This is a genomic window from Burkholderia sp. USMB20 (genome assembly GCF_000949135.2).
Classification (GTDB): Bacteria; Pseudomonadota; Gammaproteobacteria; order Burkholderiales; family Burkholderiaceae; genus Burkholderia.
The window spans coordinates 342,594-359,655 of the sequence record NZ_JTAN02000018.1 but is presented as its reverse complement, the minus strand read 5'-3'; the positions used below and the strand labels follow the sequence as shown (position 1 = coordinate 359,655).

Annotated in this window: 8 protein-coding genes and 2 pseudogenes; 3 read left to right on the top strand and 7 right to left on the bottom strand. The window is 68.0% G+C overall.

The annotated features are described in order from the left end of the window. Window positions 1–5 precede the first annotated feature (5 nt). Window positions 6–1,745, bottom strand: a complete 1,740-nt coding sequence (cdpA, locus tag PL79_RS23800) for a cyclic di-GMP phosphodiesterase CdpA (RefSeq protein WP_193759872.1) — start codon at window positions 1,743–1,745, stop codon at window positions 6–8. 279 nt (window positions 1,746–2,024) lie between these two features. Between cdpA and PL79_RS23795 the strand changes: the two genes are divergently transcribed. Then, window positions 2,025–2,576, top strand: a complete 552-nt coding sequence (locus PL79_RS23795; protein ID WP_044849134.1) for a peroxiredoxin — start codon at window positions 2,025–2,027, stop codon at window positions 2,574–2,576. 107 nt (window positions 2,577–2,683) lie between these two features. Here the strand turns inward: PL79_RS23795 and PL79_RS23790 are convergent, their stop codons facing one another. Then, entirely contained in the window at window positions 2,684–3,313 is a 630-nt protein-coding gene (locus PL79_RS23790; RefSeq protein ID WP_044849135.1) for an NAD(P)H-binding protein, read from the bottom strand. Between the two features lie 252 nt (window positions 3,314–3,565). On the opposite strand from PL79_RS23790, the pseudogene PL79_RS23785 reads away from it, so the two are divergent. Next, window positions 3,566–5,081, top strand: a pseudogene (locus PL79_RS23785) (NYN domain-containing protein). Window positions 5,082–5,185: 104 nt separating this feature from the next. Here PL79_RS23785 and PL79_RS23780 read toward each other — a convergent pair. The 5 genes and pseudogenes from PL79_RS23780 to PL79_RS23760 all read right to left on the bottom strand — a co-directional run bounded on the left by PL79_RS23780 (window position 5,186) and on the right by PL79_RS23760 (window position 14,696). After that, window positions 5,186–5,569 carry a VOC family protein gene (locus PL79_RS23780; RefSeq protein WP_044848934.1) on the bottom strand — a complete coding sequence of 128 codons (384 nt, stop codon included), beginning with the start codon at window positions 5,567–5,569 and terminating at the stop codon, window positions 5,186–5,188. Window positions 5,570–5,683: 114 nt separating this feature from the next. Continuing rightward, on the bottom strand, window positions 5,684–8,992 hold the full coding sequence (locus PL79_RS23775; protein WP_044848933.1) for an efflux RND transporter permease subunit: 3,309 nt from the start codon (window positions 8,990–8,992) through the stop codon (window positions 5,684–5,686). A 104-nt stretch (window positions 8,993–9,096) separates the two neighbouring features. Next, on the bottom strand, window positions 9,097–12,207 hold the full coding sequence (locus PL79_RS23770) for an MdtB/MuxB family multidrug efflux RND transporter permease subunit (protein WP_135801130.1): 3,111 nt from the start codon (window positions 12,205–12,207) through the stop codon (window positions 9,097–9,099). 36 nt (window positions 12,208–12,243) lie between these two features. Next, window positions 12,244–13,592, bottom strand: a pseudogene (locus PL79_RS23765) (MdtA/MuxA family multidrug efflux RND transporter periplasmic adaptor subunit); the annotation flags it as partial. A 273-nt stretch (window positions 13,593–13,865) separates the two neighbouring features. After that, window positions 13,866–14,696: an IclR family transcriptional regulator gene (locus PL79_RS23760; protein WP_044848930.1), complete on the bottom strand. Its 831-nt coding sequence runs from the start codon at window positions 14,694–14,696 to the stop codon at window positions 13,866–13,868. A gap of 729 nt (window positions 14,697–15,425) precedes the next feature. Between PL79_RS23760 and PL79_RS23755 the strand changes: the two genes are divergently transcribed. Beyond that, complete coding sequence (locus PL79_RS23755) at window positions 15,426–17,009, top strand: multicopper oxidase domain-containing protein (protein WP_044848929.1); 1,584 nt, start codon at window positions 15,426–15,428, stop codon at window positions 17,007–17,009. Window positions 17,010–17,062: the final 53 nt, after the last annotated feature.

The following is a 17,062-nucleotide window of genomic DNA, read 5'->3' as shown; positions in this document are numbered from 1 at the left end:
GCGTGTCAGGCGGCGTGCAGGCGCAGCTGTTGCGCCTCGAAGCGCCGTGCGAGTTCCTCGGACGGCAGCGCCTGGCACACGAGCCAGCCCTGGATGTGGTTGCAGCCCATCTCGGTCAGCAGTTCGCGCTGCGCCTCGGTCTCGACGCCTTCCGCGACGAGCTCGAGATCGAGCGTCTGCGCGAGGCCGACCACCGCCGACACGATCGCGCGGTCGTTGCGCGACGTCAGCAGGTTCTCGACGAAGCTGCGATCGATCTTCAGCTTCGCGAGCGGGAAGCGCTGCAGGTAGGCGAGGCTCGAATAGCCGGTGCCGAAATCGTCGATCGCGAAGCGGATGCCGAGCTCGGTCAGCTCCTCGAGCAGCCCCTTTGCCTGCACGGGGTCGTGCATCAGCAGGCTTTCGGTGATTTCCAGCACGATGCGGCGCGGGTCGATGCCCGTCAGCGCGATCGCCTCGCGCACGCTCTGCGTGAAGCGCGGGTCGCGGAACTGCTGCGGCGACACGTTGACCGCCACGTACTGCAGCGCGAGCCCCTGGCGATCCCAGGCGACGAGCTGCATGCACGCGGCCTTGAGCACCCAGTTGCCGAGATAGTTGATCAGGCCGATCGATTCGGCGAGCGGAATGAAGGTCGCCGGCGGCACGAGGCCGTGCACCGGATGACGCCAGCGGATCAGCGCCTCGACGCCGTCCACCGCCCCCGACTGGCTGCGCGTGATCGGCTGGAAGTGGAGCGAGAACTCGCCGTTGCGCACGCCGTCGTACAGGTCGGCTTCGAGCTTGAGCCGCTCGGCGTCGGCCGGATCGTCGACCGGCGCGTGAAACGCGAGCGCGTTGCCGCCCGATGCCTTCGCCTGCGCGAGTGCGTGGTCGGCGCGGCGCAGCAGCGGGCTGTGATGCTGCGCGCGATGGGGCGCAGCCCGTTCGTCCGGGTACACGGCGATGCCGATGCTCGCGGACAGGTGGACGGTCTGCCCCTGGTACGCGTAAGGTTCGCGCACCGCGGCCTGCAGCCGGCGCGCGAGCGCGTCCGCGGCATTGCTCGCGTGCGCGCGGTCCGGTGCGGTGAGCACGACCGCGAACTTGTCGCTCGCGACACGCGCGAGCTGCTCGCCGGGCGCGACGAGCGCCTGCAGCCGCTGCGCGGTGTCGCGCAACAGCGTGTCGCCGGCGTCGTAGCCGAGCGCACGGTTGATGCGCTGGTAGTCGTCGAGGTCGAGCAGCAGCAGGGCGGCACAGGTGCCGCTTTCGTCGGCGGCCTGCTGCGCGCGCATCAGCGCCGGCACGAGTGCGGACAGGTTGCCGAGCCCCGTCATCGGGTCGTGGTGCATCTCGTACGTCAGGCGGGCCTCGAGCGCACGCCAGGCCGACACGTCGAACGCCGCGATCGCGAAGCCGTCGACGCCGTGGTGGCGGCTCTTGAACGCGCGGACCTCGACGTCGAGCGGATAGGTGAGCGACTTGACGATGCACATCGTCGCCTTCTCGACCTGGCCGGAGCGCGCGGCGCGTGCAAGCAGGCCTTCGAGCGTCGCGGTATCCTGTTCCGCGATCAGGTCGCGCAGCGTCAGCGTGTGCAGGTAGTCGCGGTGATAGCCGATGAAGCGCAGGCTCGCATCGGACACGTACAGGAAACGCAGCTCGCGGTCGACATGGGCGAGGAAGTCCACCGTGCCGACCGTCTGTTCCAGCCAGTTGCGCACGGTGTCGTCGCGGCGCGGCGCGCCGGCGCGCGCAGGCATCAGCGCGCCGCCCGACCAGGCGAAGCGGCGCAGCGTATGCAAGGCATTGCGCCAGGAGCCCTTGCGTGGCGTCTGTTTCCTGTTGGCTTCCATGTGTCTCGCTGACGTGAAGGGCTGGAACTGGTTGTCCGGAAGAAATAACGGCAGGCTGCGCGAAATCTTTAACCGGCCGGCCGCGGCTGGCACGGCCGCTGGACCGGGTCGCGCACATCGGCGTTCGACAGGCGAACGCCGATGCGGCCTACATCGAGGCTGACTTTATAAGAAATGAGGACGCAGATGAAGCGAAAACTATGGGTGGGCGCCGCGGCGGCGCTGCTGGTGGCCGGCCATGCGCGGGTCGCGCAGGCGGAATTGAAGCCGGGCGCCGCGGCGCCCGACTTCACGACGCAGGCGTCGCTGGGCGGCAAGACTTACACGTACTCGCTGGCCGATGCGCTGAAGCACGGACCGGTCGTGCTGTACTTCTACCCGGCCGCGTTCACGAAGGGCTGCACCATCGAGGCGCATGCGTTCGCGGACGCGGTCGATCGTTACAAGGCTTACGGCGCGACGGTGATCGGCGTATCCGCGGACAACATCGACACGCTGACGAAGTTCTCGGTGAGCGAGTGCCGCAGCAAGTTCCCGGTCGCGGCCGATCCGGACGCGAAGATCATCCGCGAATACGACGCGAAGCTGCCCGCGCTCGATCGCGCGAACCGCGTGTCCTACGTGATTTCGCCGGAAGGGAAGGTGTTGTACGAATATACGAGCCTGTCGCCCGACAAGCATGTCCAGAACACGCTCGGCGCGGTGAAGGCATGGGCCGACGCGCATCCGAAGCCGTAAGCAGCCACGAGCAGGCGGTCAGCCCGCCGTCAAGCGGCCCGCTTCGCGGGCCGCAGGCGCGATGACACGCGGCCGGCCCGTGGCGGCGCGGGCCGGCCGGGCAAGCGTCAGGCGCGCAACGCCTGTTCGATCGGCACGCTGCCGCCGACGAAGCCGATGACCTTGCGCGAAATGCCCAGCTTGATCGCCTCGATCGCGGCCCACGCGACATCCTGGCGCGACACCGGCGGCGCTGCGTCGAGCGGCTCCTCGGTCAGCGCGATCTTGCCGACGCCCGGGCCGTCCGCGAGCGGGCCGGGGCGCAGGATCACGTAGTCGATGCCCGACGCGATCACGCGGTCGTCGCCTTCGCGCTTCATCTGCGAGTAGTGGCGCAGCGCGTCGCCGCTGCGCTCCGGCCAGTACGCGGTCAGCGAACTGATCACGACCAGCTTCTGCACGTTGTAGGCGAGCGCATGCTCGGCCGCGCGCGCGACCGCGTCGCGGTCGATCTGCTCCTCTTCGGCGGCGCCTTCCGATTCCGCCGAGCCGGCCGCGTAGATCACGTGCGTGATGCCCTGGAACGCGTGCGAGAAATCGCCCGCCAGATCGGCCTCGACGACCTTCGCGCCCGGCAGCGCATAGCCGTGCCGGCGCACCAGCGCAGTCACCTCGAATTCCGGCTGCTCCAGCAGCAGATCCGCGCAGGCCCGGCCGGTGCGGCCGGTCGCGCCAATCAGCAATACCTTCGTCGTCATGAAACCGCTCCTTGCTCGATGCGTCGTCCTTCCAGATAGGGACGGACGACCGATACTCAAGTGTATGTCGATCGGGGCGGCGGCGCTCGGGTAACTGGGGCTGTACCGCACCGAAACGGCCGGCGCGGCGCCCCGTCTACGCGCGCTCGCGCGCACGGATCGCGGAATCGCCCCGCCGACCGGCTATCATGTGCGCGATGCATTTTTCGCCGCCAGGCAATACAACGCGGCGACCAACCGGTTGGAGTACACATGGCATTACCCCTGGACAACGTCAGCATGGCCGTGTTCTGCGACTTCGAGAACGTCGCGCTCGGCGTGCGCGACGCGAAGTACGAGAAATTCGACATCAAGCCCGTGCTGGAGCGGCTGCTGCTGAAGGGCAGCATCGTCGTGAAGAAGGCGTATTGCGACTGGGAGCGCTACAAGGGCTTCAAGGCCTCGATGCACGAGGCGAGCTTCGAGCTGATCGAGATTCCGCACGTGCGCCAGTCGGGCAAGAATTCGGCCGACATCCGGCTCGTCGTGGACGCGCTCGATCTCTGCTACACGAAGTCGCACGTCGATACGTTCGTGATCATCAGCGGCGACTCGGATTTCTCGCCGCTCGTGTCGAAGCTGCGCGAGAACGCGAAGAAGGTGATCGGGGTCGGCGTGAAGAAGTCGACGTCGGACCTGCTGGTCGCGAACTGCGACGAATTCATTTTCTACGACGACCTGGTGCGCGAGCAGCAGCGCGCGCTGGCGAAGCGCGAACAGCAGCGCACCGGCAACGGCGGCGCGAAGCGCGCCGACGAGCCGTCGCGCAAGCCGGAACTGGAAGTGCGCCGCAGCGAGGCGATCGCGCTCGCGGTCGAGACGTTCGATGCGCTGGCGTCGGAGCGCGACGACGTCGGCAAGATCTGGGCGTCGGTGCTCAAGAGCGCGATCAAGCGCCGCAAGCCGGACTTCAACGAGTCGTATTACGGTTTCCGCGCGTTCGGCAACCTGCTCGACGAAGCGCAGGCGCGCGGCCTGCTCGAGGTGGGTCGCGACGACAAGTCGGGCGCGTTCGTGTCGCGGCCGCGCCAGTCCGCGGCGGCGGCCGAGCCGGTGGCGGCGGCGCGCGATACGGGCGGCGCGCAGCACGGTCACGGCGGGCCACGGGGAAGCCCAACGGCCGAGCGCGAGCCGCGGCGCCGGGCAGCGGGCGGACGTGGCTGTCGACGAAAGCGTGCGGCCCGACGCCGACGAGGCGGACGTCGTCGACGTCGTGAACGAAGCGGCGCTCGTGCCGGCCGCGACGGCCGACGCGAATGAAGCTACCGACACGCACGGTGACGCGAAGGACGGCCGCAAGCGCGCGCGCAAGACCGCGGCGAAGAAGGCAGGGGCGAAGAAGGCCGGCGTGAAGCAGGCCGGCGATGCGAAGGGGGCCGGCCGTCACACGGCGGCGAATCCGGACGAGGCCGCGCACGGCGGTGCGAAGCACGGTGGCGACAAGCACACGGACGGCAAGCACACCGAAGGCAAGCAGGCAGTAGCGACGCATCGCGACGCGGACCACGGTGAGGACCGGCACGTCGCGGCGCAGCACGCGGCGCCGACGGCCGGCGAGTACGGTGCGTCGGCGGCTGCCGCGCAGCCGTCGCACGAAGCCGCACCGGCCGCCGAATCGACCGTTGAAGCGGCCGCCGACGCAGCAGCCGGCGCCAAGCCGAAGAAGCCGGCCCGCAAGACGGCGACCCGCGCGCGCCGTCCGCGCAAGACGGCTGCCGCCGCCGAGTAACGGAGTCAGCGGGCGTCAGAGGGCGTCCGGGCGGGACGGCGTCCGACCGAGGGCGCTGCCCGCGCCGCCGCGTCGGCCGGTGCAACACCGGCCGACGCGCTTCGTTATCCGTTCAGCACGTACGGCCGCGTCATCACCTCGAGGAAGTGACCGTCCGGATCGTCGAAATACACACCACGACCGCCGTCATGGCGGTAGATCTCACCGGGCTGCCGCTTCGCCGGATCCGCCCAGTGCGGCAGGCCGCGCGCGCGAATGCGCGCGAACACGCGATCGAAGCCGGCCTCGTCGGTCAGGAACGCGTAGTGCTGGGCCGTGATCTCCCCCTCTTTTTCGTAAAAGTCGAGCGACACGCCGTTGTCGAGCTGGACGACCAGCATCGCGCCGAACGGCGTCGGCGGCGGCAGTTCCAGAAGTTCGGTCAGGAAGCGGCTCGATGCGTGCTTGTCGCGGCACCAGACGATCGTATGGTTCAGCTGGACGTTCATGGCGGGTCCCAGGGACGGGGCGCGAGGGTGGGCATGGACACACGATAGCCGATCGCCGCTTGCGTGCAAGCCTGTCAGGCGGCCGCGTGGCGCGGCCGCCTGCTCGTGGTCCGCTTAATCCCCGGCCACCGCCGGTCCGCCCGAATCGCCGCGGCGGTTGCGGCGCTTTTCGCCCCACACGCGGAACCGGTCCATGTACAGATAGACGACCGGCGTCGTATAGAGCGTCAGCACCTGCGACATGATCAGGCCGCCGGCGATCGCGATCCCGAGCGGCGCGCGCAGCTCGGCGCCGTCGCCGTGGCCGAACGCGAGCGGCAGCGCGCCGAGGAGTGCCGCCATCGTGGTCATCATGATCGGCCGGAAGCGCAGCAGGCACGCCTCGTGGATCGCATCGAACGACGATTTGTTGCCGTTGCGCGTCTGGTCGATCGCGAAGTCGACCATCATGATCGCGTTCTTCTTCACGATACCGATCAGCAGGATCACGCCGATCAGCGCGATGATGCTGAACTCGGTCTTGAACAGCAGCAGCGCGAGCAGGGCGCCGACGCCGGCCGACGGCAGCGTCGACAGGATCGTGATCGGGTGGATGTAGCTTTCGTACAGGATCCCGAGCACGATGTAGACGGCCAGCAGCGCCGCGAGAATCAGGATCGGCTGGTTGCTGAGCGACTGCTGGAACGCCTGCGCGGTGCCCTGGAAGCTGCCGACGATCGTCGGCGGCACGCCGATCTGCGCCATCGTCTGGTAGATCACCTGGGTCGCCTGCGACAGCGACACGCCCGGCGGCAGGTTGAACGAGATCGTCGTCGCGACGAACAGCCCCTGGTGGTTGACCGACAGCGGCGTCGTGCTCGGGCCGAAGGTCGCGATCGCGGACAGCGGAATCATCGTCGACTTCGACGTCGACACCGCCGCGCCCGACGACGCGCTCGACTTGCCGCTCGACGCGATCGAGTTCAGCGCCTGGTTGCGCGCGGAATCGGACGCGATCGCCGCGGCGCTCGTCGCGGCCGTGCCGGCGCTCGACGTGCCGGCCGAGGTCGCGACGAAGGTGCCGGCCGCCGCGTTGGTGGTCTGCGAGCCGTTCGCGCTGCCGCCCGACGTGCTGATCCACACCTGGTTCAGCATCTCCGGGCTCTGCCAGTATTTCGGCGCGACCTCCATCACGACGTGGTACTGGTTCAGCGGGTTGTAGATCGTCGAGACCTGGCGCTGGCCGAACGCGTCGTACAGCGTGTTGTCGATCTGCGCGGGCTTGATGCCGAGCCGCGCGGCGCTCGCGCGGTCGATCGTCACCATCGCCTCGAGGCCGCCTTGCTGCTGGTCGGAGTTCACGTCGGTCAGCTCGGCGCGCTTTTGCAGCGCCTCGGTCAGGAGCGGCGCCCACTTGTACAGCTCGGCGCTCGAATCGCCGAGCAGCGTGAACTGGTACTGCGCGCTGCTTTGCCGGCCGCCGACGCGGATGTCCTGCGCGGCCTGCAGGAACGTGCGCGCGCCCGCGACGTCCGACAGCGGCCTGCGCAACTGCTGGATCACCTGGTCGGCCGACAGCTTGCGCTCGGTGCGGTCCTTCAGCGTGACGAACATGAAGCCCGAGTTGGTCTGCGTGCCGCCGGTGAAGCCCGCGACGCTCTTCACGTTCGGGTTGGCCTGCACGATCCGCATCATCTCGGCGAACTTCAGCTTCATCGCCTGGAACGAGGTCGACTGGTCGGCCTGGATGCCGCCGATCATCAGCCCGGTGTCCTGCTGCGGGAAGAAGCCCTTCGGCACGATGATGTACAGGTAGACGTTCAGCCCGATCGTCGCGAACAGGATCAGCAGCACCAGCAGCGGGCGGCGCAGCGCCCACGACAGCGAGCGCTCGTAGCCGCGCTGCATCCGCGTGAAGAAGCGCTCGAGGAAGCGGCCGAGGCGGCCTTCCTCCTGCACGTCGTGCGCTTCGCGCAGCAGCCGCGCGCACATCATCGGCGTGACGGTGAGCGACACCGCGAGCGACACGCCGATCGCGAGCGACAGCGTCAGTGCGAACTCGCGGAACAGCCGCCCGACGATGCCGCCCATCAGCAGGATCGGCAGGAACACCGCGACGAGCGAGATGCTCATCGACAGCACGGTGAAGCCGACCTCGCGCGCGCCGTCGAACGCGGCCTGCAACCTCGGCTTGCCGTTCTCGATGTGGCGCGTGATGTTCTCGAGCACGACGATCGCATCGTCGACGACGAAGCCGGTCGCGACGATCAGCGCCATCAGCGACAGGTTGTCGATCGAGAAGCCGAGCAGGTACATCGCGCCGAACGTGCCGACGATCGAGATCGGCACCGCGACGCTCGGGATCAGCGTCGCGCGCCAGTTGCGCAGGAACAGGAACACGACCATCACGACCAGGCTGACCGCGATCAGCAGCGTGTGCTCGGTGTCCTTCAGCGACGCACGGATCGTCGTCGAACGGTCGAGCACCGGCGTGACCGTGATGTCGGCCGGCAGCGACGCGGTGAGCTGCGGCAGCGCCGCGCGCACGCGGTCGATCGTCTCGATGATGTTCGCGCCGGGCGAGCGGTAGAGGATCACGAGCACCGCGCGCTTGCCGTTCGACAAACCGAGGTTGCGCAGGTCCTCGACGCCGTCCACGACCTCGGACAGGTCGGACAGCCGCACGGCCGCGCCTTTGCGGTAAGCGACGACGAGGTCGCTGTACTGCGACGCCTGCGACGCCTGGTCGTTCGTATAGAGCTGGTAGTGCTTCGGGCCGAACTCGATCGCGCCCTTCGGGCTGTTCGCGTTCGCGGACGCGAGCGCGGCCCGCACGTCCTCGAGACCGATCCCGTAGTGGAACAGCGCATGCGGCTCGAGCTCGACGCGCACGGCCGGGTTCGCGGAGCCGCTCACCGACACCTGGCCGATCCCGTCGATCTGCGACAGCGACTGCTGCAGCACCGTCGATGCGGCGTCGTACAGTTTCGCGGGCGACGACGTTTCCGACGTGAGCGACACGATCATGATCGGCGAGTCGGCCGGGTTGACCTTGCGATACGTCGGGTTGCTCCTGAGCGACGCGGGCAGGTCGGCGCGCGCCGCGTTGATCGCGGCCTGCACGTCGCGCGCGGCGCCGTCGATGTCGCGGTTCAGCCCGAATTGCAGGATGATCCGCGCGTTGCCGACGGTGCTGGTCGACGTCATTTCGCTGACGTCGGCGATTGAGCCGAGGTGCCGCTCGAGCGGGCTCGTCACGCTGGTCGCGACCGTCTCGGGGCTCGCGCCGGGCAGCGACGCCTGCACCGAGATGGTCGGGAAGTCGACCTGCGGCAGCGGCGACACCGGCAGCCTGATGAATGCGAACAGGCCCGCGAGCGCGACGCCGAGCGCGAGCAGCGTCGTCGCGACGGGGCGGGTGATGAAGGGGCGCGACAGGTTCATGTTGGCACTCGCTGGGCGGCCGCGTGTTCCGACGGATGCGTTTTCGGGAGATGGGGGGGCTGCGCCCCCCCACGCGAACGAAGTGAGCGTGGGGGGCGGTTCATTTACGCACCCGTGTGCTTGCCGGCATCGGCGCCGGGGCCGTGCCGCTCGAACCAGCCGCGCACGCGGCGCGCGAGGCTGTCGAAGCCGAGGTAGATCACCGGCGTCGTGAACAGCGTCAGCACCTGCGACACGATCAGGCCGCCCGCGATCGCGATCCCGAGCGGCTGGCGCAGCTCGGAGCCCGCACCCGCGCCGACGATCAACGGCACCGCGCCGAGCAGCGCGGCGAGCGTCGTCATCAGGATCGGCCGGAAGCGCAGCAGGCACGCCTGGTAGATCGCCTCGCGCGGCGGCTTGCCTTCGACCCGCTCGGCTTCGAGCGCGAAGTCGATCATCATGATCGCGTTCTTCTTCACGATGCCGATCAGCAGCACGATCCCGATGATCCCGATGATGTCGAGGTCGTGCCCGGTGATCATCAGCGCAAGCAGCGCGCCGACGCCGGCCGACGGCAGCGTCGACAGGATCGTGATCGGGTGGATGTAGCTCTCGTACAGCACGCCGAGCACGATGTACATCGTGACGACCGCCGCGAGGATCAGGAACAGCTGGTTCGACAGCGACGCCTGGAACGCGAGCGCGGCGCCCTGGAAGCGCGTCTGGAACGAGCCGGGCAGGCCGATGTCCTGCTCGGCGGCGCCGATCGCCTTCACGGCCTCGCCGAGCGACGCGCCCGGCGCGAGGTTGAACGAGATCGTCGTCGACGGGAACTGCGACAGGTGCGCGACGAGCAGCGGCGACGGCCGCTCGTGGAACGACGCGATCGACGACAGCGGCACCTGGCCGCCGCCCGCGGACGGCAGGTAGATGTCGCTCAGCGATTCGGCGTAATGCTGCTCCTTCGGTTCCGACTCGAGAATCACGCGGTACTGGTTCGACTGCGTGAAGATGGTCGACACGATGCGCTGGCCGAACGCGTCGTACAGCGCGTTGTCGACGGTCGCCGGCGTGATGCCGAAGCGCGCGGCGCTCGCGCGGTCGATCTCGATGTAGACCGACTGGCCGTTGCTCTGCAGGTCGGTCGCGACGTCGGCGAGCGACGGCTCCTTCTGCAGCCGCGTGACGAGCTTCGGCACCCAGGTCGCGAACTCGTCCGGGTTCGGGCTCGTCAGCATGAACTGGTACTGCGTCGGGCTCACGGTCGAGTCGATCGTCAGGTCCTGCACCGACTGCATGAACAGCGAGATGCCGGTCACGTTCGCGACGCGCTGCTGCAGGTCGCGGATGATCTGCGCGGACGATTCGGAGCGGGCGTCGCGCGCCTTCAGGTTGATCAGCATCCGGCCGCTGTTCAGCGTGATGTTGCTGCCGTCGACGCCGATGAACGACGTGAGGCTCGCGACGTTCGGATCCTTCAGGATCTCGGCCGCGAGCGCCTGCTGGCGTTCGGCCATCGCGCCGTACGAGATCGACTGCGGCGCCTGCGTGATCGCCTGGATCACGCCGGTATCCTGCGCGGGGAAGAAGCCCTTCGGTATGAACACGTAGAGCAGGCCGGTCAGCACGAGCGTCAGCACCGCGACGACGAGCGTCGAGCGCTGGCGGTTCAGCACCCATTCGAGCGCGACCCCGTAGCGTGCGATCACCCAGTCGATCGCGCGGTGCACGCGCGCCTCGAAGCGATGGCTCTCCGGCGGCGGCGAATGGCGCAGCAGCTTCGCGCACATCATCGGCACGAGCGTGAGCGACACGATCGCCGAGATCACGATCGTCACCGCGAGCGTGATCGCGAACTCGTGGAACAGGCGGCCGACCACGTCGCCCATGAACAGCAGCGGGATCAGCACCGCGATCAGCGACACCGTCAGCGAGATGATCGTGAAGCCGATCTGTCTCGAGCCCTTCAGCGCGGCCTCGAGGCCCGTGTCGCCTTCCTCGACGTAGCGCGCGATGTTCTCGATCATCACGATCGCGTCGTCGACGACGAAGCCGGTCGCGATGGTGAGCGCCATCAGCGACAGGTTGTTCAGCGAGAAGCCGGCCATGTACATCACCGCGAGCGTGCCGATCAGCGACAGCGGCACCGACAGGCTCGGGATGATGGTCGCGTAGACGTTCGCGAGGAACAGGTACATCACCAGCACGACCAGCGCGACCGCGAGCAGCAGCTCGAACTGCACGTCGCGCACGGCGGCGCGGATCATCGTCGTGCGGTCGGTGACGATCTGCACGTCGAGCGCGGCGGGCAGCGTCTCCTGCAGCTTCGGCAGCTGCGCCTTGATCGCGTCGACGGTCGCGATCACGTTCGCGCCCGGCTGGCGCTGCACGTTCAGGATGATCGCGGGCTCCGCATTGACCCACGCGCCGAGCTTGGTGTTCTCGGAGCCGGCGACGATCTTCGCGACGTCGGTCAGCATCACCGGGCGGCCGCTCTTGTAGGCGACGACCGCGTCGTTGTATTGATCGGCGCTGGTGAGCTGGTCGTTCGCGTTGATCGTGTACGCGCGCGTCGGGCCGTCGAAGTTGCCCTTCGGCGTGTTCACGTTCAGGTTCGAGATCGTCGTGCGCAGGTCGTCGAGGTTCATCCCGTACTGCGCGAGCGCGGTCGGGTTCGCCTGGATCCGCACGGCCGGCCGGTTGCCGCCCGACAGGCTGACGAGGCCGACGCCCGCGATCTGCGAGATCTTCATCGCGAGACGCGTGTCGGTCAGGTCCTGCACCTGGGTGAGCGGCAGGGTCTTCGACGTGATCGCGAGGGTCAGCACCGGCGCGTCGGCCGGGTTGACCTTCGCATAGATCGGCGGGGCCGGGAGGTCGGACGGCAGCAGGTTGCCGGCCGCGTTGATCGCGGCCTGCACTTCCTGTTCGGCGATGTCGAGCGGCAGGTCGAGCGAGAACTGCAGCGTGATCACCGACGCGCCGGCCGAGCTTTGCGACGACATCTGGTTCAGCGACGGCATCTGGCCGAACTGCCGCTCCAGCGGCGCGGTGACCGCCGACGTCATCACCTCCGGGCTCGCGCCCGGATAGAAGGTCTGGACCTGGATCGTCGGGTAGTCGACCTCGGGCAGGGCGGCGAGCGGCAGGAAGCGCAGCGCGACGAGACCGGCCAGCATGATCGCCGCCATCAGGAGGGCGGTGCCGACCGGCCGGAGAATGAAGAGGCGGATGGATTCATCGAGCGGCCCGCCGTTACTGGGCGCGGGGGCCGCTGCCTGCGACGCGCCGTGCTTGTGTCCGCCGCGGCGGGGCCGCGCCCGATGCGCCGGACGCCGCGCCGGCGCCGTGCGCGCCCGACGCGCCTTTCGGCTTGTCGGCCGGGATCGTGATCTTCGCGCCTTCGCGCAGCGGTCGGAGCCGTCGGTGACACGCGCTCGCCGAGCGCGACGCCGCTGACGATGCTCGTGCGCTCGCCGTCGACCGGGCCGATCGTGACCTTGCGCACCGTCACCGTGTTGTCGGGCTTCACGATGTACACGAACTGGCCGATCGAGCCCGTCAGCACGGCGGCCGTCGGCACGATCGTCGCATCGCGCATCACGTCGACCAGCAGCCGCGCGTTCACGAACTGATTCGGGAACAGCAGCCCTTCCTTGTTATCGAAGGTCGCGCGCAGCTTGACCGTGCCGGTGCTGGTGTCGATCTGGTTGTCGAGCGTGGCGAGCGAACCCGTCTCGAGCGGCACCGTGTTGTTGCGGTTGTACGCGGTGACCGACAGTTTCCGGCCCGCGTTCACCTGCTTGACGATCTGCGGCAGGTTGTCTTCCGAGGTCGTGAAGATCACGCTCATCGGCTGCAGCTGCGTGATCACGACGATCCCGTTCGTGTCGCCCGGCGTCACGTAGTTGCCGGGGTCGACCTGGCGCAGGCCGACGCGGCCCGACACCGGCGCCGTGATGCGCGCGTACGCGAGGTTCAGCTTCGCGGAATCGATCGCCGCCTGGTCGGTCTTCACCGTTCCTTCATATTGCTTGACGAGCGATGCTTGGGTGTCGACCGTCTGCGACGCGATCGAATCCTGCGACAGCAGCGTCTGGTAGCGCTTCAGGTCGAGGCGGGCCGTCGCGAGCAGTGCCGAGTCGCGCGCGTGCGTGCCTTCGGCGTTCTCGAGCGCGACCTGGTACGGGCGCGGGTCGATCTGCGCGAGCAGGTCGCCCTTCCTGACGATCTGGCCTTCCTGGAACGCGACCGACTGCAGGTAGCCCGACAGCTGCGTCTTGACCGTCACGCTCGCGAGCGGCGTCACGGTGCCGAGCGCGGACAGCACGATCGGCATCTCGCCCTGCGTCGCGGTCGCGACCGATACCGGTTGCGGAACGTTCGCCATCGCGGCGGGGCCGCCGCGGCCGCGATGGCCGCCGCCTGCGCTCGCGCCGGAGGCCGCGCTGGCCGCCGCCTGCGCGTCGGCCTGCGTGCGGTTCCACGGGTGCCACCACAGCAGGCCGCCGATGACGACGACCGCGAGCGTCCCGATCACCAGCGGGCGGCGCGGGCGGCGCGCGGCGGGGGAGGCGGGATCCTTCGAAGGGGGCGTGGGCTTTTGTTGATTGTCCATCGGGTTCTGTCAGGAAGACGGCTCGGCAGGCCGGGAAACGGGCTCGAAACCGGGCTCGAAACCGGGCCTGGGCGGCGCAGGGGCATGCGGTGCCGGAAGGCCGGCTCGGTCCGGGCCCTTCCGGTCTGCGCGGAAAAAGAAAAGAGCGGTGCGCGCCGCGAATGCGGCGCGACGATGGGCATGATCCTACGTCCCGTCCCCGTTACAGTCCAGTCGTCTATCTTTCAACGGGTTACGGTCGTTACAGAACGCGACGGGGCGATGACGGATCGATTACACGGCGCTGCGCCGGGCCGGCGCGCCGCCGATCTCGCGGGTGATTTTCGCGATGCACTCGTGCAGCGCGGGCACCACGTGTTCCTGCAGCCATTCGGGCGGGCACTGACTGGATGCGCCGCCGCAGTTCACCGAATAGCGCTGGCCCGACGGGCCGACGAACCCGGCCGCGACCGCATTCAGCCCTTCGCGCCATTCGCCGATCGCGATCGCGTGGCCGGCGCGCATCGCGTCCTCGAGGCCGGGGGTTAGGCGCGCCGATACGTGCGGCCAGTCGTCGCCGGCCGTCGCGCGCAGCGCGTCGAGCAGCGTGCGGCGCTCGTCGTCCTCCAGCGCCGCGAGATACGCGCGGCCGACCGCGGTCGCGGTGCGCGCGATGTCCATCCGCGAGCCGATCTCGAGGCGCGTGACGAGCACGGCCGAGCGCGGCCGGATCACGTCGATCGCGACCATGTCGAGCCGGTCGCGCACCGCGAGGTGCACCGACAGCGACGTGCGCTCGGCGAGTTCGATCATGAACGGCCGCGAGCGCGCGCGGATGTCGAAGTTGCGCAGGAAGCCGTGGCTCAGCTCCAGCACCGACGCGGTCAGCACGAAGCGCTCGCTGTCGGGCAGCTGGAACAGGAAGCCGGCGCTGACGAGCGTCGCCGTGATGCGCGACACGGTCGGCTTCGGGATGCCCGTCAATTCGGTCAGCTCGCGGTTGCTGACCGGGGCGTCGGCGGCCGCGATGCGGCGCAGCACGGCGAGGCCGCGCGCGAGCGCGGTGATCTCGTCCGGCGACGATTCGCGGTCTCGGGGCGCGGAAGGCGTTACAGATGTCGACACGAGGGATTCTCTCTATTTCCGAAACTCGATTTCATTTTGTTGGTATTGTAGGATGATTGTCAAAAGATGCATGTTCCATGGGTGAATCGTTCATCGGATGAGATTTTACGGGTTCACCCTTGGTTTATTAGGAAAGTGCTCAAATGAGCGTTGCCGGAAAGTGAACAAACCGGTGCAAATACCGCTTGACTTGTCGGGCGGAAACGGAAAGAATGTCTCACGTTTTCGAAACATCGTTTCAGGAGTTTAACCGGCAACGGTGTTTCGCGCAGTCTCTCAGGTTCTAGCACGGCCCTCGGAATGGCTAGAACTTTTTTAGCGCCACGGTCTCCGTGGCGCTTTTTTTTGCCCGTCGTTTTCCTGTCGCAGGCCGGCAAGCCCGCCACCAGGGCCCGAACGCCGCGGTTGCGCCACAGCGAAGTCTACCGCGTCGCCAGCCATCCTCCCCCGAATCGCCGCGTCGTTCGGCGCCGGACCCTCGTTTCCGTCATTTCGATCATCGGCTGGCCGCGCCGCCGGCATGCCCGCGCGGTGTGCGCCGATCGTGCGGCAAACGATGCCCCCGTTCGCCGGGGACCCCCTATGCAAAAGTAGGAGGGTGACCCATCCCGGCCTTGCGCGCGCGTCCGCAGAATGCCGGTACGGGCCGTGAAAGCTTCGCGGCCCGCGTCTGCAGCAGAGCATGACGTCCAGCGCGTGTCGCTGGCGGACCCCTTGGATGGAGGTCATATGTTCAGTACCCGCGCGTGTTGCAGCAGTGTGGCGGCACTGTTGCTCCTGATGTGCGCTATTCCATCGTTTGCCCAGTCGTTTCGCGTCCAGTGCCCGTCGACCACGCCGTCCCACCCGACCGCGCTGGCGCCCGGGGTCGGCGAACCCGCCTACACGAAGCCGACCTATACCGGCCAGAATTCCACGTCGACCGGCGCCGTGAACGGCGCGATCAAGTGCCAGCAGATTTCGGGTGGGGACGGCTACGCCACGATGGCCAATGGCGTGCAGACCTACCTGTTCGCGTTCGGCCCGCTGTCCGGGCTCGCGGACATCAAGGCCGGGCTGCCCGGCACGGAGCTCGCGTCGGTGTTCAACACCGTCGGCGACCCCAGGACGGACCCGACCTACAACGGCGCGGTCGGCCTCGCGCCCGATCCGGATGCCGGCGGCGCACTGACCGGCCACGTCGATCCGCGGCCGATCATGGACATCGGCGTGATGAACGGCAACCAGCCGGCGCCGATGATGGCGATCGACGAGGACGACGAGTTCTTCCTCACGCTCACGAACGTCGGGATGATCATGCGCCCGGACCTGTTCGAGCGGCACACGGTGCACTTCCACGGTTATCCGAACGCGTCGTCGTTCTATGACGGCGTACCGGACGCGTCGGTCGCGATCAACATCGGCGCGAGCTTCACGTACTACTATCTCGCGCCGGATGCGGGCACCTATTTCTGGCACTGCCACATCACGCCGCCGGAGCACTTGCAGATGGGCATGGTCGGCCAGATCTACGTGCGGCCGCGCCAGGACCGGGTGCCGAAAGGCCTGTCCCTGTACCAGGCGCTGGTCACGCAGCAGTCGGACCTGCGCACGCGCTGCGGCAACGACATTCTGTGCTCGACGCCGCTGCCGAAGCAGAACAACGGCCTCGTGCGCGCGGCCAACGCCAACATTCCGGCGACCACGCCGGAAACGCTGTCGCTCTACGCGTACAACGACGGCGACGGCTCGACCGCGTACGACGTCGAGTATCCGATCCAGATCCACGGCTTCGATCCGAACTTCCACTTCGTCGGCATGACGTTCAATCCGGAGCCGTTCACCGACATGAAGGACAAGTTCTTCCTGCTGAACGGCCGCAGCTATCCGGACACGGTGACCGAAGGGGCGATGTCGACACCCGCGTCGGACAGCACGATGCATCCGTCGCAACCGCTGTCGACGCTGATCAACATTCCGGCCGGCGGCCGGGCGCTGTTGCGGATCTCGGATCTCGATGTCACCGAATACCAGACGCTGGCATCGCTCGGCATCCCGATGCACGTGGTCGCGATCAATGCCCGCCTGCTGCGCGACATGGCCGGCAACAACCTGGCCTACGACACGAACTCGATCACGCTCGGCGGCGGCGAGTCGCTCGACCTGATTCTCGACGCCAGCGACAAGACGAAATACCACTCGGGCCAGATTTTCTATCTGTACACGCCGAACCTCGATCACCTGTCGAACGATCAGGAAAACTTCGGCGGCCTGATGACCGAGGTCCACATCTGCCGCACGGTGGATCCGGTCACGAAGCATTGCACTCTTTGAAGACCGGGGCCTGCCCGTGTCATCGGGCGGGCCCGGCCGGGAAGTCCTGCCCT

Bases quoted from the DNA above. Each gene is read 5' to 3' on its own strand.
- PL79_RS23755 (WP_044848929.1), top strand. From the start codon at position 15,426: ATGTTCAGTACCCGCGCGTGTTGCAGCAGTGTGGCGGCACTGTTGCTC.
- PL79_RS23775 (WP_044848933.1), bottom strand. From the start codon at position 8,992: ATGAACCTGTCGCGCCCCTTCATCACCCGCCCCGTCGCGACGACGCTG.
- PL79_RS23795 (WP_044849134.1), top strand. From the start codon at position 2,025: ATGAAGCGAAAACTATGGGTGGGCGCCGCGGCGGCGCTGCTGGTGGCC.
- cdpA (WP_193759872.1), bottom strand. From the start codon at position 1,745: ATGCCTGCGCGCGCCGGCGCGCCGCGCCGCGACGACACCGTGCGCAAC.
- PL79_RS23780 (WP_044848934.1), bottom strand. From the start codon at position 5,569: ATGAACGTCCAGCTGAACCATACGATCGTCTGGTGCCGCGACAAGCAC.
- PL79_RS23790 (WP_044849135.1), bottom strand. From the start codon at position 3,313: ATGACGACGAAGGTATTGCTGATTGGCGCGACCGGCCGCACCGGCCGG.